The 21475-nt window shown below is 69.1% G+C and carries 20 protein-coding genes and 6 pseudogenes; 17 read left to right on the top strand and 9 right to left on the bottom strand.

Going from position 1 to position 21475, the window contains the following annotated elements; genetic code table 11:
* Window positions 1-298: 298 nt before the first annotated feature.
* Window positions 299-2545: a tetratricopeptide repeat protein gene (locus SLAV_RS38015; protein WP_051841383.1), complete on the top strand. Its 2247-nt coding sequence runs from the start codon at window positions 299-301 to the stop codon at window positions 2543-2545.
* A 201-nt stretch (window positions 2546-2746) separates the two neighbouring features.
* Here SLAV_RS38015 and SLAV_RS38010 read toward each other — a convergent pair whose 3' ends face one another.
* Entirely contained in the window at window positions 2747-3217 is a 471-nt protein-coding gene (locus SLAV_RS38010; RefSeq protein ID WP_063760369.1) for a hypothetical protein, read from the bottom strand.
* A gap of 144 nt (window positions 3218-3361) precedes the next feature.
* On the opposite strand from SLAV_RS38010, the pseudogene SLAV_RS38005 reads away from it, so the two are divergent.
* Together SLAV_RS38005 and SLAV_RS37995 are read left to right on the top strand one after the other, a co-directional pair.
* Window positions 3362-4554: pseudogene (locus tag SLAV_RS38005) on the top strand (IS3 family transposase).
* A gap of 658 nt (window positions 4555-5212) precedes the next feature.
* On the top strand, window positions 5213-6031 hold the full coding sequence (locus SLAV_RS37995) for a glutamate ABC transporter substrate-binding protein (protein ID WP_030239343.1): 819 nt from the start codon (window positions 5213-5215) through the stop codon (window positions 6029-6031).
* 57 nt (window positions 6032-6088) lie between these two features.
* On the opposite strand, the pseudogene SLAV_RS37990 reads toward SLAV_RS37995, so the two are convergent.
* Window positions 6089-6235, bottom strand: a pseudogene (locus SLAV_RS37990) (peptidase); the annotation flags it as partial.
* 170 nt (window positions 6236-6405) lie between these two features.
* On the opposite strand from SLAV_RS37990, the pseudogene SLAV_RS43760 reads away from it, so the two are divergent.
* Window positions 6406-6564 (top strand): annotated as a pseudogene (locus tag SLAV_RS43760) (IS30 family transposase); the annotation flags it as partial.
* Window positions 6565-6916: 352 nt separating this feature from the next.
* The gene (locus SLAV_RS43755; protein WP_425276240.1) at window positions 6917-7501 is read left to right on the top strand and encodes an IS30 family transposase; all 585 of its coding nucleotides are present in this window, start codon (window positions 6917-6919) and stop codon (window positions 7499-7501) included.
* 86 nt (window positions 7502-7587) lie between these two features.
* Here the strand turns inward: SLAV_RS43755 and SLAV_RS37980 are convergent.
* Window positions 7588-7896: pseudogene (locus SLAV_RS37980) on the bottom strand (transposase); the annotation flags it as partial.
* A pseudogene (locus tag SLAV_RS37975) lies at window positions 7886-8014 on the bottom strand (IS5/IS1182 family transposase); the annotation flags it as partial. The pseudogenes SLAV_RS37980 and SLAV_RS37975, both read right to left, overlap by 11 nt.
* 219 nt (window positions 8015-8233) lie before the next feature.
* On the opposite strand from SLAV_RS37975, the gene SLAV_RS37970 reads away from it, so the two are divergent.
* From SLAV_RS37970 to SLAV_RS41345, 5 genes are all read left to right on the top strand, one after another.
* Entirely contained in the window at window positions 8234-8773 is a 540-nt protein-coding gene (locus SLAV_RS37970) for a hypothetical protein (RefSeq protein WP_100661211.1), read from the top strand.
* An 86-nt stretch (window positions 8774-8859) separates the two neighbouring features.
* The gene (locus tag SLAV_RS37965; protein WP_234333873.1) at window positions 8860-9159 is read left to right on the top strand and encodes a tail fiber domain-containing protein; all 300 of its coding nucleotides are present in this window, start codon (window positions 8860-8862) and stop codon (window positions 9157-9159) included.
* Window positions 9156-9830, top strand: a complete 675-nt coding sequence (locus SLAV_RS37960) for a 2OG-Fe(II) oxygenase (protein ID WP_030239353.1) — start codon at window positions 9156-9158, stop codon at window positions 9828-9830. The genes SLAV_RS37965 and SLAV_RS37960 overlap by 4 nt, the downstream gene beginning before the upstream one ends.
* Before the next feature lie 639 nt (window positions 9831-10469).
* Complete coding sequence (locus SLAV_RS37955) at window positions 10470-10973, top strand: helicase associated domain-containing protein (RefSeq protein WP_030239356.1); 504 nt, start codon at window positions 10470-10472, stop codon at window positions 10971-10973.
* 293 nt (window positions 10974-11266) lie between these two features.
* A complete protein-coding gene (locus SLAV_RS41345) occupies window positions 11267-11749 on the top strand; it encodes a hypothetical protein (RefSeq protein WP_030239358.1) in 483 nt (160 codons plus the stop codon).
* Here the strand turns inward: SLAV_RS41345 and htpG are convergent.
* Both htpG and SLAV_RS37940 read right to left on the bottom strand, forming a co-directional pair.
* The gene (htpG, locus tag SLAV_RS37945; RefSeq protein WP_030239361.1) at window positions 11656-13575 is read right to left on the bottom strand and encodes a molecular chaperone HtpG; all 1920 of its coding nucleotides are present in this window, start codon (window positions 13573-13575) and stop codon (window positions 11656-11658) included. The genes SLAV_RS41345 and htpG overlap by 94 nt on opposite strands.
* A 102-nt stretch (window positions 13576-13677) precedes the next feature.
* Entirely contained in the window at window positions 13678-14328 is a 651-nt protein-coding gene (locus tag SLAV_RS37940; RefSeq protein WP_030239364.1) for a hypothetical protein, read from the bottom strand.
* 94 nt (window positions 14329-14422) lie between these two features.
* Between SLAV_RS37940 and SLAV_RS37935 the strand changes: the two are divergent.
* The 4 genes and pseudogenes from SLAV_RS37935 to SLAV_RS37920 all read left to right on the top strand — a co-directional run.
* A pseudogene (locus SLAV_RS37935) lies at window positions 14423-14662 on the top strand (IS5/IS1182 family transposase); the annotation flags it as partial.
* A gap of 87 nt (window positions 14663-14749) precedes the next feature.
* Window positions 14750-15043, top strand: coding sequence for a hypothetical protein (locus SLAV_RS37930; RefSeq protein ID WP_030239369.1), 294 nt, complete (start codon window positions 14750-14752; stop codon window positions 15041-15043).
* Window positions 15044-15436: 393 nt separating this feature from the next.
* Window positions 15437-15925: a GNAT family N-acetyltransferase gene (locus SLAV_RS37925; protein WP_030239370.1), complete on the top strand. Its 489-nt coding sequence runs from the start codon at window positions 15437-15439 to the stop codon at window positions 15923-15925.
* Window positions 15922-16668, top strand: coding sequence for a hypothetical protein (locus SLAV_RS37920; RefSeq protein ID WP_037688695.1), 747 nt, complete (start codon window positions 15922-15924; stop codon window positions 16666-16668). Before SLAV_RS37925 ends, SLAV_RS37920 begins: the two co-directional genes overlap by 4 nt.
* A gap of 245 nt (window positions 16669-16913) precedes the next feature.
* Here the strand turns inward: SLAV_RS37920 and SLAV_RS43450 are convergent, their stop codons facing one another.
* From SLAV_RS43450 to SLAV_RS43750, 3 genes are read right to left on the bottom strand one after another with little or no spacing between them, the layout of a single operon-like run.
* A complete protein-coding gene (locus SLAV_RS43450; protein WP_335341815.1) occupies window positions 16914-17372 on the bottom strand; it encodes a S1 family peptidase in 459 nt (152 codons plus the stop codon).
* Window positions 17362-17754, bottom strand: coding sequence for a trypsin-like serine protease (locus SLAV_RS43445; protein ID WP_335341816.1), 393 nt, complete (start codon window positions 17752-17754; stop codon window positions 17362-17364). Before SLAV_RS43445 ends, SLAV_RS43450 begins: the two co-directional genes overlap by 11 nt.
* The gene (locus SLAV_RS43750) at window positions 17736-18014 is read right to left on the bottom strand and encodes a solute carrier family 23 protein (protein ID WP_078950628.1); all 279 of its coding nucleotides are present in this window, start codon (window positions 18012-18014) and stop codon (window positions 17736-17738) included. Before SLAV_RS43750 ends, SLAV_RS43445 begins: the two co-directional genes overlap by 19 nt.
* Window positions 18015-18249: 235 nt before the next feature.
* Here SLAV_RS43750 and SLAV_RS41340 point away from each other — a divergent pair, with 235 nt between their 5' ends.
* The 3 genes from SLAV_RS41340 to SLAV_RS43290 all read left to right on the top strand — a co-directional run bounded on the left by SLAV_RS41340 (window position 18250) and on the right by SLAV_RS43290 (window position 21280).
* On the top strand, window positions 18250-18984 hold the full coding sequence (locus tag SLAV_RS41340) for a hypothetical protein (protein ID WP_158740880.1): 735 nt from the start codon (window positions 18250-18252) through the stop codon (window positions 18982-18984).
* 325 nt (window positions 18985-19309) lie between these two features.
* Window positions 19310-19591: a hypothetical protein gene (locus tag SLAV_RS37895; protein ID WP_051841385.1), complete on the top strand. Its 282-nt coding sequence runs from the start codon at window positions 19310-19312 to the stop codon at window positions 19589-19591.
* A gap of 201 nt (window positions 19592-19792) precedes the next feature.
* Complete coding sequence (locus SLAV_RS43290) at window positions 19793-21280, top strand: competence protein CoiA family protein (RefSeq protein ID WP_051841386.1); 1488 nt, start codon at window positions 19793-19795, stop codon at window positions 21278-21280.
* The last annotated feature ends 195 nt before the right edge of the window (window positions 21281-21475 follow it).

Raw genomic sequence — 21475 nt, 5'->3', positions numbered from 1 at the left:
GATCCTCACAGGTTGATAGATCCCGAGTTACCAAACAACCCTGCTGGTACAAAACGCTCTTTAAGACGTCATCAGGGCCCGCCTGGGCTCCAGCCGCCCAGGCGGCGACATCCCGGCAGGCGGCATCCTCCGCCGAGCCGGGGGCGGCCACACATGAAACGCTGCCAAGGTCACCGCGCCTCCGCCATCTTCCGCAGCAGCACCTCAGCGCTCTGGGCGTTCACACCAGGGTTTGTTACGGATTGGGGCGCGCGCGGCACTCTTGCTGCCCTAGCGTGAGCGAGGGACTGGGGGGCGAGTGGACAATCACATCAGTGGCGGGTTTTTCTTCAGTGCGGTCGTGATGGGGCAGCAGATCAACATCACGCTCCCACGTGAGGTCAAGCCGAGGCTGGACGGGCTGCCCAAACGAGACTTGGCCTTCGCCGGGCGCAGCGACGAGCTCACCGAAGCGGTCGAAGGGCTACAGCGGTTCCGGCTGGTGACGATCGTTGGTATGCCCGGGATCGGCAAGAGCAGACTGGCGATCGAGGCGGCATGGCGGGCCTGGAAGGACGAGGGCCTGTTCCGCGGTGGAGTGCTGATGATCGAATTGCACAGCTACGACCACCGCAACCGGCTGTCGACAGCGCAAGCTCTCGGCGAGTTGTTGCGGGACTTAGCGATATCAGACGATCACATCAAGCCCATTCGAGACAACGAGCAGGAGCTGACCAAGCTGTACCGCTCGGTGCTGGCTGCCTACGCCGAACAGGGTCAGCGCTTGCTCATCGTGGTGGACGACACATCGGATGAGGAGCAGGCCAGTCCGCTGCTTCCTAGCGACGACTATCACGCTGCGCTGGTGACCTCGCGCCACAAGCTGGTGCTCGGCGAGGCCCGGATGGAACTGGGTTCCCTGGATCCGGACGCGGCCGTCGAGGTCCTGCGTCGAGTGCTCGGCGCAGGCGACACGAGGGTGGATGGCGACCGTGTTGCGGCCGAGCGGATTGCGGACCTGTGCAGCCACCTGCCGCTCGCGCTGCGGATTTCCGCGGCCCTGCTGGCAGTGCTTCCCGTGCCCTTGAACTCGTTCGCTGCGCAACTCGCTGACGAGCGGGTCCGGCTCGATCGGCTGGAGCATAGCGAGACCATGGCGGTCCGTGCTGCCTTCAACCTCTCGTACCAGAGGCTGAGGCCGGAGCACGCCCGCCTGTTCCGGTTGCTGGCACTCAATCCAGGACCCGACTTGTGCACCGAGGCGGCCGACCATCTGGAGAGACCGTTTGTGATCCCGACGATCGCGCCGGTCAATCTTGGGCTGGAGGCGCTCGCCCGTGCCCACCTGATCGAGATACCACGGTGGGGCCGCTGGCGCTTCCACGACCTGGTCCGCCTCTATGCGGAGGAGCGAGCCGCAATTGATGGAGGCGGAGAAGTCGCCGAGGCGGAGCATCGGCTCTATACCTACTACCTGGAGACGGCGGCGGCTGCCGCGCTCAACCTTAACGACCTTGTCGCGATGAGCAACGACGGCCCGCTCTCCCGCTTCGTGGTGAACCCAAGCGACGGCGTCAGGTGGCTGGACGAGGAGTACGCCAACCTGCTGGCCACGACCATCCGGGTCCAGGATGCCGGATACGCGAGGCTCGCGGTCATGCTGCCGGTTGCGCTGGGCGGCTACCTGCGGCTGCGTCGGGTCCTCCCCCAGTGGACGGTCCTCCTGAGGAACGCGGTCGCAGCGGGAGAGTCGCTGGGCGAGGCCGAACTCACAGGTATCGTCCTCGACCTCCTCGGGCTCGCCCTTCAGGACGAGGGGCGCCTGGATGATGCAGCTGCTGCCGCGCGCAGGGCCGCGAAGTACTTCCACAAGGCAGGCAAAGAATTCCGTGAGAACGTCGCGCTGAGTCACCTCGGCCGGGCGCTCGCGCGCCAGGGCCGGCACGCGGAAGCCGTCAAGATCCTCCGTCGCACCGTGGACGAGATGGAGGGCCTAGGCGGAAGGATGACCAGCCGGGCGCACGCCCTCAAGGACCTCGGCGAGGCCCTGCTGCAACTACGCCGGTTTGAGGAGGCCGCGAAGTACAGCGAGGAGGCCGCAGCCTGCTTCTGGATGCCGCTGCATGACGAGATCTCCGAGGCCGAGGCGCTGCTCTGCCAGGGCCGTGCCCTGCTCGAACTCGGCGATCCCGTGGCCTTGGTCCACCTCAACCGGGCAAGCCGGCACTTCCGCAAGCACGACAGGCTGGCGGGGCTCGCCTCGGCGCTAAACGCCATCGGCTGCGCGTTGTGGAGCGGCGGCAGCGGGGATGAGGCCGTCAGATTTCTGAGCGAGGCAGCCGACCTTGCGGAGAAGGCTACCGACGACCGGCTCCGGAGTGAGGTCATCGACAACCTGTACTTGGCCTACACCATCCTCGGCCGCGCTGACGATGCGGCCCGGCTGGCGTCGCACCATCCGAGAACGCCGCCGCCATTGCCTGGTACCGCACCGCCATACACCCCAGGCGAAGGAGGTGGCGGCAGTTGGTGGCGGCGCCTCAGGAGGTCCACCGGCCGATCCTGAGCGACAGAAGACTCAGACCGCCCAGTCCCCAACTGGGCGGCCCCCGCCGCACTGGCCTGCGGGAGCCTCCACCACGCGAGTGAGCCTGCCAAGGGCAAGGTGGACATGGTGACCCGGCCGGGTCACCATGTCCACGAGCACACCCGGCTCGGCTCAGGCTTTGGGCCGTCGGGCGGAACCAGGTCCGGGTGGTCTACGCCTTCACCCTTGCGTTGACGGCTCGTCGGTGCTCACGTCATCGGCTACCGGCATCTCGGTGTCGGCGCCCAGTGACGCAGCGGCGTTGAGGGTGAACCCGTGGAAGTCCCGTCCCATGAACTGCGGTCCATGGAAGGTACCGCCGCTGACAGTGTTGTTCACTGGGCTGCCTGTGTGGACCTGCAAAGTCTGCGCCCTGCTGTGCCATTCCTGCAGAGCGGCGGTAAAGTCCCCGTCCAGCGCGGCACGCACCGCCAGTGTGGTACTCAGGGCATGCGCCCTCTCCCGGTTTGCAGGGTCCTGCATCAGCCGTACCAGCTCCACCTCACCGTTACTCGCGGCTGGAGCGGAAGCGCTACGGCCGGCGAACGGGCGCCGCACCAGGTTCGTGAGCCCGGCCCACGCCTGCCGCCCGGCCTCCCCGCCAGCGCCGCCCGCCAACGCCCCGAGCAATGCCACCGATACCGGCTCCATCCAGACCTCCCCCGTGCCCTACCACCACTGAACATCCGGGACGTACCCCCTCGCCCTGCCCGTCACACCGGATGTACAACATCCCGCGGGTTCGGCCTCGGGTCTGCCGCACGATCGGGTGACATCTGAACTGGCTTGCCTTGCATGGCAGGTGGGAAGGATGTCGCTGTGTCGAAGCCTTATCCGGAAGAGTTCCGCCAGGACGTCGTGCGGGTCGCGAGGAACCGCGGCCCGGGCGTGACGGTCGAGCAGGTCGCCACCGACTTCGGAGTCCATCCGATGACGTTGTGGAAGTGTATGCGCCGGGCGGACATCGACGACGGGGCCAAGCCCGGAACGTCCAGCCAGGAGAGCGTGGAACTGCGGGAGGCGCGTCGGCGGATCAAGCTGCTGGAGCAGGAGAATGAAGTCCTGCGCCGGGCTGCGGCCTATCTCTCGCAGGCGCACCTGCCGGGAAAAGGATCTACCGGCTCGTGAAAGAGCTGGCCGCGGACGGGACACCCGTCGCGGTGACGTGCTGGGTATTGAAGCTCGCCAGGCAGCCGTACTATCGCTGGCTCGACAAGCCGGTGGCAGACGCCGTCCTCGAGGAGGCGTATCGCGCGAACGCGCTGTTCGGTGCCCATAGTGAGGACCCGGAGTTCGGATACCGCTTTCTGGCCGATGAGCCCCGCAGCATCGGGGCCGCGATGACTGATCGAACCGCGTGGCGGATTTGCCGGGACAACCGCTGGTGGAGCGTGTTCGGCAAGAAGCGCGGCCAGGGCGAGAAGGCCGGCCCGCCGGTGCACGACGATCTCGTCCGTCGCGACTTCAGAGCGAGTGGCCCGAACCGGTTGTGGCTCGCAGACATCACCGAACATGCCACCGGCGATGGGAAGCTGTATCTCTGCGCGATCAAGGATGTCTTCAGCAACAGGATCGTGGGCTACTCCATCGATGCGCGGATGAAATCCCGCCTGGCGGTGACGGCCCTGGACAATGCCGCGGCCCGGCGTGGACACGTCGACGGATGCATCCTGCACAGCGATCGCGGATCACAATTCCGGTCCCGGAAATTCGTCCGGGCGCTCAACTGCCACCGGATGGCCGGATAGATAGGAAGAGTCGGAGCAGCCGGCGAAAACGCGGCCATGGAGCCCTTCTTCAGCCTGCTCCAGAAGAACGTCCTCGACCGCCGCAGCTGGACCACGCTCGAGGAGTCGCGGATCGCGATCGTGACCTGGATCGAGCGGACCTACCACCGACGCCGCAGACAAGCCGCACTCGGCCGACTGACCCCCGTCGAATTCAAGACCGTCATGACCACACCCACAGCGGCCCTGCAGGCCACGTGACCGAACCTGTCACCCAAACCTGCACCAGACCCCCGGGGGCCTCAGGCCCCGCCGCTGCCTGCGGCCACGCTTCCGGTCACTCGCGTCCACACGGCGCAGCCACAGACCGCCGGACCCCGTCCATCAGGCCGATAACCGCCCCGGAAGTTGCGATGCTCAATGACCGCGACCCGATATGCGACCGAGCCGGCCGGCTCATTCTGCAGTGGCAGCACCCGGGTGGAGGGGGCCCGGACGCCGCCGTACCCCGCCCTTGGCCAGCCACTCGGGCGGCACGGTGTCCGGGTGGTCCTCGACCCGGCGCAGGGGGAACTCCCCCAGGCCCGGGGCAGTGCGTGGGTGCCGGACTACGGCAGCCACGATGTCTGGATAAAACGGATCTACACCCCTTCGCCAAGGAACAGTGCATGTCCATCGACCCGGACCGAACCTGTCACCGCGGACGTCCTCCTTTATCCCGTTCGAAGCAATAATCGCCGCAGAAACGCCGATCGAGCCGGATCGTTACCTCAAGTTTTCCCCAGATCCAGTGACATCGCGGCGGCAGCATTCTTAGCTTCCTCTTACACGCGTCTTGACGCTTCTACGTACCCCCGCGGTTCCACGCGCATCGGCGATCCCGCTCCGCGTCCCGCGTCCCCGAGGAAAGAGTTGCAACATGAAGGTCCCCAAGGCTGGTGCGATGGCCGCTGTGATCGGCCTCGCCCTGACCGCCACCGGCTGCGGCGGCGACGAAGGACCCAAGGGGACCCTCTCCATCGGCATCGCCTTCGACCAGCCCGGTGTCGGCCTGCGCGAGGCGGGGGGCACCTTCTCCGGCTTCGACGTGGACGTCTCCAGGTACATCGCCAAGGAGCTCGGCTACAAGCCCGAGCAGATCGAGTTCAAGCGGGTCGACAGCTCCGAACGCGAGCTGCTGCTCCAGTACAACGAGGTCAAGTTCGTCGCCGCGACCTACTCGATCAACGACCAGCGCCGGGAGAAGGTCGACTTCGCGGGCCCGTACTTCACGGCCCACCAGGACCTGCTCGTCCGCGCCGACGACGCCACGATCACCAAGGCCGAGGACCTCAACAACAAGAGGCTCTGCTCCACCGCCGGCTCCACCTCGGCGCAGAACGTCAAGCAGAAGCTGGCACCGAAGGCCAGCCTGCTTGAGCTCGACGGCTACTCGGAGTGCGTGATCGCCCTCCAGGACGGCCTGGTCGACGCCATGACCACGGACAACGCGATCCTGGCCGGTTACGCCGCCCAGAAGGGCAACACGGGCAAGTTCCGCCTCGTCGGGCTGAACCTGAGCAACGAGAGCTACGGCATCGGCATCAAGAAGGGCAACCGGGATCTGCAGGCCAAGATCAACGCCGCCCTCAAGAAGATGGTCGAGGACGGCTCCTGGGAGGCGGCCGTGAAGAAGAACTTCGGCCAGGCCAACTTCAAGCACGAGCCCGCGCCGCAGGTCACCTCCGCGAGCAGCTGACGACGCCGCACCCCGGGGCGCGGCAGGAGGGGAACACGCCCCCTCGCCGCGCCCGGGTCAGGTCGCCTGCGCCTTGTCGGCCAGCACCTTGAGGAACTCCCGCATCCATGCCGGGTGGTCGGGCCGGGCCCGGGCCGAGACGAGGGTGCCGTCGGCCACGGCCTCGGAGTCCTCGAAGACCGCCCCCGCCGCCTTCAGGTCCGGCGGCCGGTGGTTGATCTTGCTCGCGCAAAGGACGGCGGGCTCAAACGGTCGATGCACCACCTCGTAGATGATCTTGTCGTCATGGAGGTGCACGTGCGTGACTACGGGTTTTCGGCGGTCCAGCAGGACGAGATCTGGCGCCGTGGCGTGAGGGCGAATCGTTCAACTCCATGGGGCGGGCCCTGGGCTCTCCGATGCACCGCATCCGTGCTTTCCTCGGCCAGTCAGGCGGAGTACGCACTGCTCCGCGGAGGCGGTCCGGCCGTCACCTGACGCCTGCTGACCGAGAGGAGATATCCCGGGGTCTCGCCGTCGCTGACTCCGCTCGTCAGATGGCGCGACGCCTCGGCCGGGCGGCGTCGACGGTCTCCCGGGAGATCGCCCGCAACGGCGGCCGGGAACGCTACCGCGCGGCTCCTGCGGATATTGAGGCATACCAGCGAGCGCGGCGTCCAAAGGCGGCCAAACTTGCCCAGCTGCCGGCGCTGAGAGCCACCGTCGAGGAGAAGCTCCGGCTGCACTGGTCGCCTGAGCGGGTATCCGGATGGCTGCGGCGTCGGTTCCCGGGCGATGCCACCATGCAGGTCTCGCATGAGGCAATCTATCTGGCGCTGTTCGACCCACGACGCCGGGCGACCATCGACCGCGCGTTGACCCAGCGCCTTCGGACGGGCTCGCCCTATCCGCCAGCCCAAGGGCGCTCGGAAGCCGTCCGGGCGCGGAATCATCCGCGACATGGTGCCGATCAGTACCCGCCCCGTCGAGATCGAGGACCGGGTGATCGCCGGGCATTGGGAGGGCGACCTCGTCATGGGCATACGCCCGTCCGCCATCGGCACCCTGGTCGAGCGCACAAATCGCTACACAGCCCTGGTCGCACTCCCTGACGGCATCAAGGCCCAGCCGGTCCGACCGCACCTCACCCGTTCGATCCTCGGCATCCCGAAGGACCTGAGACGTTCCCTGACATGGGATCGAGGCCGGGAGATGGCCGAGCACCGAGACTTCACCGCGGCCACGGCCACCGGCGTTCCCGTCTACTTCCGCAGGCCCCGCAGCCCCTGGCAGCGCGGGACCAACGAGAACACGAACCGACTCCTGAGGCAGTACCTGCCCAAGGGCGCGGACCTCCGCAAACTCAGCCAAGCCGACCTGGACGAGATCGCCGAAAAACTCAACCACCGCCCACGCAAGGTCCTTGGTTACCGATCACCGGTCGAGGTCTACACTGGCCTCCTGAACAGCGTTGATGCGTTGACCGTTTGAGCCCGCCACGTTTATGGGAATCGGGGCAGGCGGCGGTGCTGCGCCATGGCGTTACTGAGATTGAACTCGTGATGTCGTGCTGCTGGTCAGGTGGGTCTGATGGTCAGGCCGGTCTCGGCGAGGCAGCCGTCTATGAGGTGGCTGCGGTACTGGATGTGTCGTAGGCCGCGTCGGATGCGCTGGATGAGGTGTTCGGGGGTGGCGAAGGCGACGTTCGAGAGCCAGCCGCGTCGCAGGAGGGACCAGATCTCCTCGACGGGGTTGAGGTCGGGTGCGTAGGGCGGCAGGTAGTAGATGGTGAGCCAGTCCCGGGCTTCGTCCCATTCCCGCAGGTTGGCGGCTTTGTGGACGTTGAGGTTGTCCCAGACGAGCACGATCGGGCCGCCGAGCTGCTGGGACCGGGTCCGCCCCCTCGCGCCGCAGCGCAGCGATCAGCTCGCTGAACTGCCGCGGGCTCAGCCCGGCGAACCGGGCTATCCAGGAGGGCTCGGACGCCGTGATCACACCAGCCAAGCAAAATCATCTCACCCGTGACCAGCAATTACGGGACAGCCTTTAGGGGGTGTCTGCGGCCCTGCGTTGGCCGGTATGAATCGACCGTGTTCGTCACGGCGTCGCCGACGATTCATCAGATGGTGCGCACTCGCGTTCATCGGACATTCGCTACGGACGGGTGTGGCTACGGTCGTCCGTGTCGCTCCACCGGGGGCGGCGGGTTGATGGGGAGTGGACATGAGTTCTGTCGGTCGCAGGACCGTCGCGGTGATGGCAGCCGCTCTGGCGTCGCTGGGTGCGGGGGGCGCCGTCCCCGCGGCTGCGGGGACGGCGCCCGCCGCACCGTGCAGCGGCGCGGAATGTCCCAGCCTGAAGCCGGTCAGGCTCGTGGCCAGCCAGGCCACCCTGAACATCACCCAGATGCAACTGGAGAACCTCCACGCGATCGCCTCCGACGCCGTCACCGGAGAGCCCGTCCGGGGCGTGAAGGTCGTGTTCGCCACCATCGGTGGCCGGACGCTCGGGGCGGCCTACACCGACTACGACGGCGTGGCCGCGATCACCGCCCCGGAGAACCTGGGTCCCGGAACCCTCCAGGAGCTCCTCGGCGGCTACGAAGCGGCGCTCCAGGGCGACGGCGTCCACACCCCGGTGGGAGCCCACGGGGCGATCACCGTCGGCACCGACCAGGGCCCCGGGGTGCCGGCCAGCCCGTGCTCCATCTGCAGTGACCGCGAACTCAAGCAGGACGTCGTCCCGGTCGACTGGAGCCGGTGACGATGCGGATCTTCCCCCGGCGCTCCCGGGCGGCCGACCGAGCTCCCGAGGCCCGTGGCGAGGCCGACGTTTGCGAAGGTGGCACCGTGGCCCCGGCCGGCGCCGTCAACGGGCATCAGGTCCTTGAGACGGTGGCCACGCTGCCCATCAGTACCTGGCGGTACGTCTGGGAGCCCGAGCACGTACGTCACCTCGGACCGATGGCCCAGGACTGGCACGCCGCCTTCGGCCTCAACCGCGACGACACCAGGATCCCGGTCGTCGACGGCCTCGGCGTGGCCCTGGTCTGCGTCCAGGCGCTCCACCGCCACGTGACGGAACTGGAGGCCGAGGTGTCCCGGCTGCGGGACGTTGTGGCCATGACCCCGGCCGAGGCGGGGCGATGACGGCGGAGAGTCCCTCGCAGGTGTCCACGGACGCGGTCTTCCGGCTTCCGGTCACGGTCTGCCGCATCACCGGGTTCCTCGGCGAGCAGACGTCCGGCGCCCTCCAGGAGCGGGCCGTCGCCTCCACGGGGGACCGCCTCAAGCCCTCCATGATCCGGGACCGGGAGCTGGACCCCGACCTGCGCCGGTCCCGGTCGTGCCCGGACTTCGAGGCGCCCGAGCTGCTCGCGGCCGTCGAGGACGTCCGGGAGGCGGTCGAGCACACGCTGGGCGTCGACTGCCAGTACACCGAATCCAGTTACGGCCTCAACGTGCACAATGACGGGGACTTCTACCGGCCGCACCAGGACACCAGCGTCGATTACGCCCCTCGGCGTCTGCTCACGTTCGTGTACTACCTGCACCGCACGCCCCGGCCGTTCACCGGCGGCGAGCTGCGCGTCTTCGACGCCGCCCTGCCACTGCACACCGGGACGACCGGGGCGTGGGAGGAACGCACCTGGCGGGACTGGGAGCCCGAGCACGACAGCATCGTGTTCTTCCTGCCCACCGCCTGGCACGAGGTACGGCCGGTCGTGTGCCCCGGGAAGGACCACGCGGACAGCCGCTTCGCCGTCAACGGCTGGCTGTGCGCACCCGACCCCGCACACCGCGCGGACAACGGAGGCTAGCTCTGAGTGCGAGTAGCGGCAGAGCGGCAGGGAATCTCGGTTGAGACCGATTTCCGGCCAGGGGCACTCGCGTGATGGGGCACAGCGCGTCGTCTGAGCCGGTCGGGCGAGGAGGGCGAGCCCTGGTATCGGGTTCGCACGGAGCCTCGCCTGGCGTGGCGAAGACGATGCCGCACACAGGAAGCACGGCTGGACGATCGAAGGGCCATCCTTGCCCTTACCGGGGATGGAAGCGGGGACGTTCACGCGTACACGGCTGGGGAGAAAAGTCCGTACGCCGACACCTCCACGGCTGCGGTTCGAGAAATGACCAGACGCAGTGGATCTTGCCCGCTTGCTGAAGGATGGTGTTCATGAGGAACACCAGAGCCTTCAAGGAAGCGGTCGCGGACACGCTGGCCCAGCTGGCCCACCGGGGTGTGACGGTCCGCCCAGTGGCTTTGTCCATGAGAATGGGTTCTGGCTCAACTTCTGTGGTCTGGGGCAGTGGCTCGGCCCGTCGCGGCTGACGAGCGAGAGGATCTGCAGGTCAGGGCCTTGTTTCGAGTCATGTGGTAGCCCATGGGGTCCGATACCACAGAAGTTGGGCCAGAATCGTAACTCACCAACAAAGCCGGGCGCTTCTACGCCCGCGGCGACATGGACGAGGACCTGGAGGACATCGACCCGTCCTGGTGCCCGGTCTGGCCGGTGGAGTGGCAGCGCGCCTTCCACCTCGTCCGGCTCCACCTGGAGGCCGGCGGCATCCTGCCGACCGAGCCCGGCGAAGTGATGCACCAGGGCGAGGACCTCGGACGGTGGGTGCGCTCGGTCCGGCTCGGCTGGGACAACCTCACCACCGCGCAGCAGTGGCTGTGCGAGCACGTCCTCGGGATCGAGCCCGCCGGTGAGGACGAGATGCCGACCCCACGCCGTACGCAGGCCGACAAGTGGGCCATGAACTTCGAGGGCGCCCGCCAGTTCTTCGAGCGCGAAGGGCACCTGCGGGTGCCGCGCAAGCACGTCGAACGGGTCGTCGGCGAGGACCAGGAGGAGAGGGAGGTCCGGCTCGGAGCGTGGATCAGCAACCAGCGCAGCAGGGCCGCGACGCTGCCTCCGGAGCGGGCGGAGCAGCTGTCCGCGATCGGGATGCGGTGGGCGTGATGGGCGTCGCCGTCACTGCGGTCGTCGCGGTCGCGGCCGGGCTATCCGCTCGGTCGACTGCGTCCGTGGCGGCGTCTGGGCGACTGGGCGGCCGACCAGGTCCGCTACACCGGGGCGTGGGTCCGGGGCGGCGCCGGGCGGCAGGCCGTCGTCGTCCTGGTCCACGCCGTCACCGCGCCGCGCACCAGCTGGCGCATCATGCGCGCCCCTGCCACCGAGACGCGGGGGCCGGGGCCCGTACGCGATCCGGACTGGGTCGCCCACCGCACCCGGGCAGACGAGGGAGGCGCCGTGTGAGGAGCGAGCGGCACGACGCCGACGCGTACGGCCAGGAGCTGGCCCGCACCAGCCACCACCAGCACAAGGCCGCCGACGCCCGGTTCACGGTCTTCCAGGCCCTGGCCGCCGTCGGCATCGGGCACGAGCAGGCCGACGACATCGTGGCGAAGCTGGAGGCCGGGGCGGTGGCCGGCGCCCACACCTGGATCTCCGAGAGCAGCCCCCCGCACGGATCCGAGCCGCAGTTCGAGGACGGCTGGTTCGCCGGTGACCGCGACGCCGCCAGCTACCTGCTGCGCATCGCCGACACCACCGTGCCGGGTGGGGCGCGCCGCCTCCAGCGCCATGCTCCTCGCGGCGCGCGAAGAGCCGCCCCCTCGTCCGGGCTGGGCTGCTTTCGTGGTTACAGGGTGCGGGTCAGGTGGTCGGTGAGCAGCCGGGTGAAGCGGGCCGGGTCGGGCAGGTCGCCCCCTTCGGCGAGCAGAGCGCTGCCGTAGATCAGCTCGGCGACCTCCGTCAAAGCGGGTGCCTCGGCGTCTGCGTGGTGTGCGGTGCGAAGTGCGGTGATCAGGGGGTGTGTGGGGTTGAGTTCCAGGATCCTTTTGACGGTGGGCATCTGCTGGCCCATGGCTCGGTACATCTTTTCCAGGGTGGGGGTGACGTCGTGGGCGTCGCCGACGATGCAGGCTGCCGAGGTGGTCAGGCGTGATGACAGGCGTACCTGCTTGATGTGGTCGGACAGGGTGGTGGTCAGCCAGGGCAGCAGGGCGGCGAAGTCCTGCTCGCGCTGGGCCTTGTCGGCGTCGGTTTCCGTTTCGTCGTCGGCGGTGTCGTCGAGGTCGACCTGGCCCTTGGCGATGGACTGCAGGCGATGGCCGTCGAAGGCGGGGACCTGGTCGACCCATACCTCGTCGATGGGGTCGGTGAGGATGAGCACCTCGTAGCCCTTGGCGGTGAAGGCTTCCATGTGCGGAGAGTTCTCGACCATGGCTCGGGTCTCGCCGGTCAGGTAGTAGATGGTGTCCTGGCCGTCCTTCATGCGCTCGACGTACTCGCGCAGTGTGGTGGTCTTCTCCGGGTCGTGGGTGGAGGTGGCTGAGACCAGCTCCAGCAGGGCTTCGGTGTTGTCCGTGTCCTCGAGCAGGCCCTCCTTCAGTGCCCGGCCGAACTGGGCCCAGACCTTCGTGTAGCGCTCGGTGTCCTTGTCCTGCATGCCCTTGAGTGCGCCGAGGACCTTCTTGACCAGGCGTCGGCGTACGCCCTGGATCTGGCGGTCGTGCTGGAGGAGCTCGCGGGAGACATTCAGCGACAGGTCATGGGCGTCCACGACACCCTTGACGAAGCGCAGGTAGTTGGGCATGAGCGCTTCGCAGTCGTCCATGATGAACACCCGCTTGACGTACAGCTGCACGCCTGACTTGGACTCGCGGGAGTACAGGTCGAAGGGGGCCTGTGCGGGGATGAACAGCAGCGCCTCGTATTCGAAGGTGCCTTCGGCGCGCATGTGGATCGTCTCGGCCGGGGGCAGCCAGTCGTGGCTGATCTGCTGGTAGAACTCGTTGTACTCGTCCTCGGTCACCTCGCTGCGGGGCCGGGCCCACAGCGCCTTCATCGAGTTGAGCGTGTCAAGGTCGGAGGTGGCTTCGCCGTCGGCATCGGTCCGGTCGGCGGCCATGCGGATCGGCCAGCGGATGAAGTCCGAGTAGCGCTTGACGATCTGTCGGATCTTCGATTCGGAGAGGTAGTCGGCGAGTCCGTCCTCGCTGTCGGCGGGCTTGAGGTGCAGGGTGACCGAGGTGCCGACGGGGAGGTCGTCGGCGGCCTGGATGGTGTAGGAGCCCTCGCCGTCGGACTCCCACTGGGTACCGGAGTCGGTGCCGGCCCGCCGGGTGTGCACGGTGACCTTGTCGGCGACCATGAACGCCGAGTAGAAGCCGACGCCGAACTGCCCGATCAGACTTTCCGTAGTTGCGGCGTCCTTGGACTCCTTGATCTTCTCCAACAGGCTGGCGGTGCCGGACTTGGCGATGGTGCCGATCAGCTCAACGAGATCGTCGCGGGTCATGCCGATGCCGTTGTCCCGGACGGTCAAGGTGCGGGCGTCCTTGTCGACCTCCAGCGAGATCTGCAGATCGCTGGTGTCGGCTTCGGAGAGGCTGGCGTCGGTCAGTGATGCCAGCCTCAGCTTGTCCAGGGCGTCGGACGCGTTCGAGATCAGCTCGCGCAGGAAGATGTCCTTGTTCGAGTAGATCGAGTGAATCACCAGCCGGAGCAACTGGCGGGTCTCGGCCTGGAACTCCAGCGTCTCAACGCTGCTGGGCATGCTGCATCCTTTCAACGGAAGGTCAGATACGGACGGGATTCGGGGCGCCGTCGGCGTGACGCGCAGACGGGGCACCGCGTGCGGATGATGGCTCTGCGTGGGTCAGTCTTCGCCAGAGGCCGTCGTCGTACGGTGGGCTTCGAGGGCATTGAGGGAGTCGATGAGGCCGGTGTGGCGGGCGTCGAGGTAGGGACGCATGCCGAGCAGGGGGCCGAGGAGATCGGAGGCGTCCGCGGCTCCCAGAGCGACGTGAAGGGCGGCCTGGGCTGAGCGCGCTTCGGGCGTGAGGTGGGCGAGTGCGGTGATCTGTCCGGCAAGGCGGCGCAGGTCGGCTGCGTTGGCGCGGGCCCAGGTGGCGGCGGTGCGGTCAGCCGCGCGGCGCTGGCGGGTGGCCTGCACGCGTTGCTCTGCGGTGGCGCCGGCGGGTCCCGGCCGACCGCGCAGGTAACGGCGCTCGGCGGCTTGGCGGCTGGCGACACCGAGAGGGTGGGCAAGGTCGGCCCAGCTGGCGCCCGCATCGCGGGCGGTTTCGATCAGACCGGTCTCCCAGCCGGCGAGCTGCTCTCGCACCTGCCGCAGCAGCATCAGGGAGGCCAGAGCCTGCTCGGGGCCGGGCCCGGCGGTGTCGGACGTGTCGTTCTGGGCACCGCGCAGGGCTTCGTCCATGGCGGCCAGGGCTGCCGCGGCGGCCATGAAGGACGCCGGACTGTGGGCCTCGGTGCCGGGCGCAGGTGGCTGGTGGGCTGTGGTCACGGACACCTCCCTCAATTGTCATCAGATTGACGACGACATGATTGTCATCTACTGGATGACATGTTACAACAGGCTGCCAATGCGCTGCACAGACCAGATCAAGCACACCATCCCCGAACCAAAGGACCAGCGGGCCAACCGCACAAGACGCGGAAGCAAGGGCGGCCGGCCCACCGGCTTCGACAGCAAGATCCACAAACGCCGCAACGAGGTCAAGCGCACGATCAACCGGCTCAGGAACTCCCGGGCCGTCGCAACCCGCTACGACAAGAGGGCCTACGTCTTCCAGGGCACCGTCACCGTCACCGTCGCCGCGATCCGGCTCTGGCTCTGACTCTCCGCCCGTGAGATACACCCAGCACCTGGTCACGCCCAGGACTCCTTAGTTGCCAGCAGCGTCGTCCCATACAGTGCCGAAGCTATGACGGCACTTTCATCCTTCACCTTCGAGCGCCACATCGACGGGCTCCGCTACCACTTCGAGCGCGACGGCGAGCGCAACGGCCGCCCCGCCTACCGCCGAACGGACGGGAACGTGTGGTGTGTCTGGTCGCCGACCGACGGCTGGCACTGCGAGATCGCTGGCGGCCTCGTCACCGCCCACCCCCTCAACAGCCACGCCGACGACCCCGAACCCCCCGCCACCGTCTGGCGCAGCTTCAAAAATGACCGCTCCTACCTCTACGACCTCCGGACCCTCGACCCCGAAGCGTGATCCGCCGGACAGTGCCTGATCGATCGACGTCCTGACCTGCTGGTGAGCTGTCGACGTTGGTCACCGTTGAGCGCCCGTCCACGGCCCGAGGACGGCCCGGGAGGGCACTCGCACGCCGGTCTACTGATCACCGGTTCCGCTGACCAGCGGGGCGGAAGAAGCCCATGGGGATGACGGAGTTTCGGATGCCGTGGGCTTCTGTCGTTCTGGGTCGGGTCGGCTGATCCCGCACGGCCCGGAGACGGCCCGTACTCGCCGACGCCCGGCGCCGGTCGAGAGCGCAAGCCCTTCCGGTGACGTCGGGGCCGGGCCGGTCCGAAACCCCTTGGACGGCACGGGGACCGGCTTGCTGGAATGGGAGACGGCCACTGTCGGACTCGAAGGGATGCGGCGATGACCGAGATCAGGCTGCACCTGTCGGTGCGCGACCTCACCGACGCGGACCTGCCGGCCTGCGGCTGGGCCGGCTCCCCCAAGCACGTGCGCGAGCTCGCCCACCAGATCCGCCGCGCCGAGGCGGGCGAGATCGACTACCTTGCGGTGTGCACGCCGATCGGGGTCCCCGTGGCGGTGGGCGGCATCGACTACGCGGTCAAGCCCGGCGCCGGCACGCTCTGGCAACTCAGCGTCCACCCGGCCCTGCAGTCCTGCGGGATCGGCACGCTGCTGATCCGCTCCGCCGAGCAGCGGATCGGCGCCCGGGGCCTGACCCGCGCCGAACTCGGCGTCGAGGAGGGCAATCCACGCGCCCGCGCCCTCTACGAACGCCTGGGCTACCGGGCCTTCGGCCGCGAGCTCGACTCCTGGGACACGGAGGCCGAGGACGGCTCGCTCCAGCGGTACGAGACGATGTGCACGCTGATGCGCAAGGACCTGACATGACCATGGACTTCGCGGCCTTCATGGCCGGTGCGACGGCCGACCCGGCCGTCGTCGGGCTCGTCCTCAAGGGCTCCCGGGCCCACGACGGCATGACCACCCGTCACTCCGACCACGACCTCTACGTCATCCTCGCCGACGACGCGGCGAGCGAGCCGGCTGCCCTCGACGGCTACCGCTCCGCGCAGCTCGACCTGGTCGTCACCACCCTCGATCGGTTCCGCCGGCCCCCGGACTGGGAGCGGTACGCCATCGCCCGCTCCAGGGTGCTGGTCGACCGACGCGACGGGGAGGTCACCCGGATCGTCGCCGCGATGGGACGGCTCGGCGCCGAGGAGGCGTTCCGCTCCGGCGCCGCCCTGCTGGACGCCTACGCCAACTCTCTCTACCGCTCGGTCAAGAACCACCGCGATGGCAACCCGCTCGCCGGCCACCTCGACGCGGCCGTCAGCGTCGGATTCCTGCTCGATCTGCTCTTCGCCCTGGACCGCCGACCGCGTCCCTACAACAAGTACCTGGCCTGGGAGCTGGACCGGTTCCCGCTGCCCGGCTGGAAGAGCGCCGCGCTGCTGAACACCGTCGCCCGGATCACCGCGACCGGCGAAGTGGCGCCGCAGCAGCGGCTCTTCGCCCGGGTCGAGGCGGCCGCCCGGACCGCCGGCCACGCGGCGGTGCTCGACGCCTGGGGCGAGGACCTGCTGCTGATGCGGCCCCACCCGGACTCCCCGACCCGCCTGGCCTTCTGACCCGGGCCCATGGCCGAATCGAGCGAAGCCGCACGGAGCCTCCTCCAAGGTTCATTCGGGGCGCCGAGAGCTCGGTGCGACTGGACTGCTGGGCCCGGCGTCCCATGGTCGGCGCGTTGCCGATCAGGCACTCGATGTCGGTCCCCAAGCCAACGAGGGAATAGTCGAGGTAGCGCACGCCGGCCGCCTCGTCGGCGGACAGGAGCACCCTGGTCACGCGTGCCCCGGTCGGCCGCTGTCCGAGGTCAGGTGTTGCGCCTGATGGCTGTACGGATCCAGACCGCGTAGGCAGGCACGTGGGTGTAGAGGCCCGGCCCGGCCGGGCAGGCGACCCCCGGGGCGCCGGGACCCGAGGTGGCTCCGATGAGCTCCCACCGCCCGTCCCGGCCCTTCTGGAGTTGCGGTCCGCCGGAGTCCCCGAAACACGCCATGACCTCGGGCACACGGCTGATCGTGCACCACCGGGTCCAGTCCGTATAGCCGGGGGCGCACTCGGTATCGGTGCCCCTGCGCGTCTTGAGCTCCTGCAACCGCTCCGCGAACTCCAGCTCGGTGTCGGTCGTAGTGCCGAATCCAAGGATCCGGGTCGGGGTGCCGGGCCGCCCGGCCCGCTCCGCGATACGGACCGGCTTCTCGGTGACCGGGCGGTCGAGGCGGACCAGCGCGAAGTCGTCCTTGTCGGCTGCCTTCACGTCACCGTTCACGTACCCGGGGTGGACGACTATCCGCTCGCTCGATGGCCCGGACGGTTCCCCCAGGCTTGCGCTCCTCGCTGCCGATCCGGACAGTGCCGTCCAGCTCAAGGCCGTCACCCTGCACGCAGTGGGCCGCCGTCAGCACCCACTGCGGATCGATCAGCGACGCCCCGCAGGACCGTCGTACAGCCCGTGCTTCGGGGCCGACTCCGGGATCGCCGCCATGCGGGTAGCGCTCCGTCGACTCGGTCCCGTTGACGATCGCTCCGGCGCTGCCGGTCGTCAGGGTGGCGCACGTAGGGACCGCGAGAGCGCTGACGGCAGTGGTGCGCGCCGGCCGGCGGCGAGCCGACTCCGTCCACCCTCCCTGGTTCAAGATCCACCGGACCATCCGGGTAGCGGGCCCGCGTGCGTCCGAAGAAGACCACTCCCGCGCCGCCCAGGACGGCAGGGCACCGGGGCGACAAGTGAGGCGAGTACCGGTACGAAGCCCCTCAGCATCAGGATCGTGCCGCAGCAGGTGACCGCGTAGCGGCTGCGGATCCGGCTGGGCGCGACCAGGCCGACGTTCTCGGCGTAGGTCGTGGTCATGAACGCGCCGAAGATCGAGCCCAGTGCGGTGGCGACGCCCTGGCCGATCCGCGCACGCAGCGCGTCGGCCGCGTTCCGCTGCCCGCGCCACCCTCACGGTACGGGCTCGGCGCCCGGAGCCGGGCCACCGGCCAGGCCGGCTGCCTCCCCCACCGGCTACGTGCCCGGCAACCTGGTCGATGCCCTCGTCACCGATCCATGAAAGATTCAGTGTCGCCCATCACCACTCCGGAACAGCAGGCCCGCAGACCGAGATCTCCCCGCCCCGCCCGGGGCGGGTGACATACCCACCCGAATGGAACCCGTGCACCGCAAGCTGATACCGGCCGCCGCCGTCGCCACCTGCGCGGCCGCCGTCCTCGCCTTATTCGCCGGGCCCGTCAACGCAGACGACGCCCCCGGCCCCGTACCCACCGCCTCGCCCACCAGTGGACCGTCGGTCTCCCCCACCAGAATCCCGTCCGTCCCACCGACCACCGGCCCCACGGTCATGCCGACCGCCGCCCCCACGGCCATTCCGTCGAGCACCCCCGCTCCAGGCGGCTCCCCCACCACGGGACCCACCGGCGGCGTCACCCCGGCACCCGGCTGCACTCAGCCCGTCCCCCAGCTCCCCACCCCCGAGAGCGTCCCCGGGTACGGCACCGTCACCCTCGGCATGTGCGCCACCGACCACCGCACCGGGCGTGGCAAGCTCGTCTTCACCTCCAGTTCCGACAGCAACGACCCCATCACCTATCGGGTCACCCTGCGGTGGACGTACGAGGGCAAGCCCGAAGCCGGATGCGAAGCGTGCTGGTCCTCGGCCCGCTACGACTACACCGAGGACGTCTACGTCAACGACGCCGTCTACGCCGAACGCCTCACCGTCCCGTTCGTCATCCAGCACCGCGGCGAACTGATCGGCGAGCAGCGGCCCGGCACCGGCGTGACGGTTGTCGACATCCAGCCCATGGAACCCGCCTGGCAAGGCAACCCGGCCTTCGTCGGCCCGGTACCGGGCGCCACGCGGCCGACCCAGTCCTCCTGACCGCATGACGGCGCGGCCCTCCATCATCGTCAGGAGGGCCGCGAGCCGACAGCCTTCGGCCACTCACGGGCCGCCTGCGGCAAGACGGCTCTGCGCAACTGGCACGGCGACCACGCGGCGAAGACGACTCCTGATGCGGAGAACGCGCCAAGCGCACAGGCGAGATCGCCGGCACTCGCGCACTCGCGCACTCGCGCACTCAGCCCTCCAGTCGTCGGCGCGCGGCGGAGGTGTCCGCGTCGCGCTGGTCCGCTCCGAGGCAACAGCGCCGATCGCAGTCACCGACAACTGGCTTTGAGCGGGCTCCAGTTGAGATAATGCGACAGTGACCTCACACCTCCCCACCGGATGGACGATCGAGCAGATCCGCGCTCTCTCGCACGATCGAAGCGCCACGCCGCTCTCCCTCGACAGGCTCGTAGTCGTCGAGGGTCCCGGCCGGAGCGACTACACGACCCTCCAGCCTGAGGTCATCCTCGGCTTCCACGACCTGTGCCTCGTGCTCCACGCCGGAGAGTGGTACATGGGGCAACTGGACACCGACGGGTCGGTCGCCTGCTGGTCCTCCTACGGCCCCGACCTGGCCGAGGCCATCCGCGGCCTTTGAGCCCCGACCCTTCGGCCGCTCCCACAACCGGCCCCGCCCGCGAGCGGGGACGCCGGCATGCCGGAATGCCCCAACGGCCGGCGTTACCGCACAGCTCAGGAAGTGCCCGGTCCATTTCCGGCCGCTCGTCCGAAACCAGCGGTACCGGCTGTCAGCGCAGGCCGCGAAACTCTGAAGTGATCACCGATGGGGGGAGGGCGGATGGCTTTCCGGGCCGTGCACGCCGAGTGGGGAACCGTGTTCGCGCACCTGCCGGATCTGGGGTGCGGGCAGGCGTGGGAGGCGGTGTGGAAGGTCAGGCCGGCCGCGCCGGTCTCCTGTGCCGAGTGCGGGCATTCGATGTACGCGAAGACCTCCGAGCGGGGCCTGCGGTTCTTCGCGCACGCGCCGCACGCCCCCGACTGCGAGATCGCCCGCCAGGGCGAGTCCGAGGCCCATCACCTCCTCAAGCTGGAGCTGGCCAGCGCGGCCCGGCAGGCCGGAGCACACGCCGAGTTGGAGGTCCGGGCACCGGACGGCTCCTGGCGGGCCGACGTGCTGGCCGCCGATCCGGCCGGAACGTGGCGCATGGCCCTGGAAGCCCAGCTCTCTCCGATCACCGCAGCGGAGATCACAGGCCGCACGGAGCGGATGGATGCGCATGGCGTGACCTGCTGCTGGTTCAGCGACCGGCCCCGCCCGCCCTGGCTCGGCGCGGTCCCCTCGGTCCGGCTGGTCGCCGCGGAGGGTGGCATCGCGGTCGCCGAAGGCCTGGTGAAGTTCACCGGTGCCGCCTGGGAGCCGGTACCTCGGGTGCCCCTCGCCGAATTCCTGCGCTGGGTGTTCACCTGCCGGATCGGCCCGCACCCCCCGCAGGTGCGGCTGCGCTATCCGCAGCGCCAGCTCGCCCAGGTCTGGACGGCGCCGCAGTACATCGCCGCCGAGGAGGTCTACCTGTGGCAGGAAGAGGAGCGGCAGCGCAAGGACGTGGAGGAGCGGTCACGGTTCCTGGAGAAGGCGGCGCGCAGGCGGGCCGACATCCACCGGAAGAACGCCGCCTCGCGCCGGGCCGCGCTGGAGCGGGCGGCGTCCGCCGAGGCGTACGCACGCCGGACGGAGCTCGGCCCCACCGGGCGGGCGCTGCAAGAGAAGCTGATGCGCCGGCCGGGCGTGGAGGAGGCGATCCGGTACCTGGCCCGTGAGCACCAGGTACCGGTGACGGTCGGGATGAGCACTGCCGAGTTGCGGTGGGGCGGTGGGACACCCCTGATAGGCCCGGACGGCATCCCGGCCGCCGTGCTGTCCCCGGTGTCCCGACTCGTACGGGGGGAGGCGTTCCGGCTGCTGGCGGGGATGCTGCTGCTGTTCGAAACCGCCGCCGAGCAGCAGCGTTTCGACCGAAACACCCGCCGCCGCAAGGTCCCCGTCGGCGGCTGGCGGATGGAGCACCTCCCGGCGGCGCCGACAGCTCCGGCGGGCACGGCGTCCGCGGCGGTGGTGCCCGCGCCCCGGAAGCCCCGCCCAGGCCGGCCGCGTCCGACCGGCAGCCGGTGTTCCTGCACGGAGCCGCAGCTGACCGCGGTCATCCTGGGCGAGACCCACCCGGCGGAGCCCGCCCGGCAGATGACCCCTGCCAGCGCCCTCTACACCGCCTCCTGCCTTTCCTGCGGGGGCACCTACGACAGGCCCTGGCGCCGCCGCACCACCTGACCTCGCCAAGGACGGGGCCGGCCTCGCCCGGCTCCGTCCACCGGTGGCCGAGCCTTGGGCGCCGGGCCGGGCGGTACACGGCGCCTAGAGGTCCAGTGCCCTGGTTTCTCGTTGCCGCCGGCCCCGTGCTCCAAGCGGTCACGCCGTCGGCAGTCACCCCACGGACCGGAGAGCCGGTGCCCAACCATCTGCAGA

Source organism: Streptomyces lavendulae subsp. lavendulae (genome assembly GCF_002803845.1).
In the GTDB taxonomy this organism is placed as follows: Bacteria; Actinomycetota; Actinomycetes; order Streptomycetales; family Streptomycetaceae; genus Streptomyces; species Streptomyces lavendulae.
The sequence above is the reverse complement of the archived record's forward strand: the minus strand, read 5'-3'. Positions and strand labels throughout refer to the sequence as shown.

Bases quoted from the DNA above. Each gene is read 5' to 3' on its own strand.
- SLAV_RS38010 (WP_063760369.1), bottom strand. From the start codon at position 3,217: ATGGAGCCGGTATCGGTGGCATTGCTCGGGGCGTTGGCGGGCGGCGCT.
- SLAV_RS37995 (WP_030239343.1), top strand. From the start codon at position 5,213: ATGAAGGTCCCCAAGGCTGGTGCGATGGCCGCTGTGATCGGCCTCGCC.
- SLAV_RS37970 (WP_100661211.1), top strand. From the start codon at position 8,234: ATGAGTTCTGTCGGTCGCAGGACCGTCGCGGTGATGGCAGCCGCTCTG.
- SLAV_RS37960 (WP_030239353.1), top strand. From the start codon at position 9,156: ATGACGGCGGAGAGTCCCTCGCAGGTGTCCACGGACGCGGTCTTCCGG.
- SLAV_RS37955 (WP_030239356.1), top strand. From the start codon at position 10,470: ATGGACGAGGACCTGGAGGACATCGACCCGTCCTGGTGCCCGGTCTGG.
- htpG (WP_030239361.1), bottom strand. From the start codon at position 13,575: ATGCCCAGCAGCGTTGAGACGCTGGAGTTCCAGGCCGAGACCCGCCAG.
- SLAV_RS37930 (WP_030239369.1), top strand. From the start codon at position 14,750: ATGACGGCACTTTCATCCTTCACCTTCGAGCGCCACATCGACGGGCTC.
- SLAV_RS37925 (WP_030239370.1), top strand. From the start codon at position 15,437: ATGACCGAGATCAGGCTGCACCTGTCGGTGCGCGACCTCACCGACGCG.
- SLAV_RS37920 (WP_037688695.1), top strand. From the start codon at position 15,922: ATGACCATGGACTTCGCGGCCTTCATGGCCGGTGCGACGGCCGACCCG.
- SLAV_RS43445 (WP_335341816.1), bottom strand. From the start codon at position 17,754: ATGGTCCGGTGGATCTTGAACCAGGGAGGGTGGACGGAGTCGGCTCGC.
- SLAV_RS41340 (WP_158740880.1), top strand. From the start codon at position 18,250: ATGGAACCCGTGCACCGCAAGCTGATACCGGCCGCCGCCGTCGCCACC.
- SLAV_RS43290 (WP_051841386.1), top strand. From the start codon at position 19,793: ATGGCTTTCCGGGCCGTGCACGCCGAGTGGGGAACCGTGTTCGCGCAC.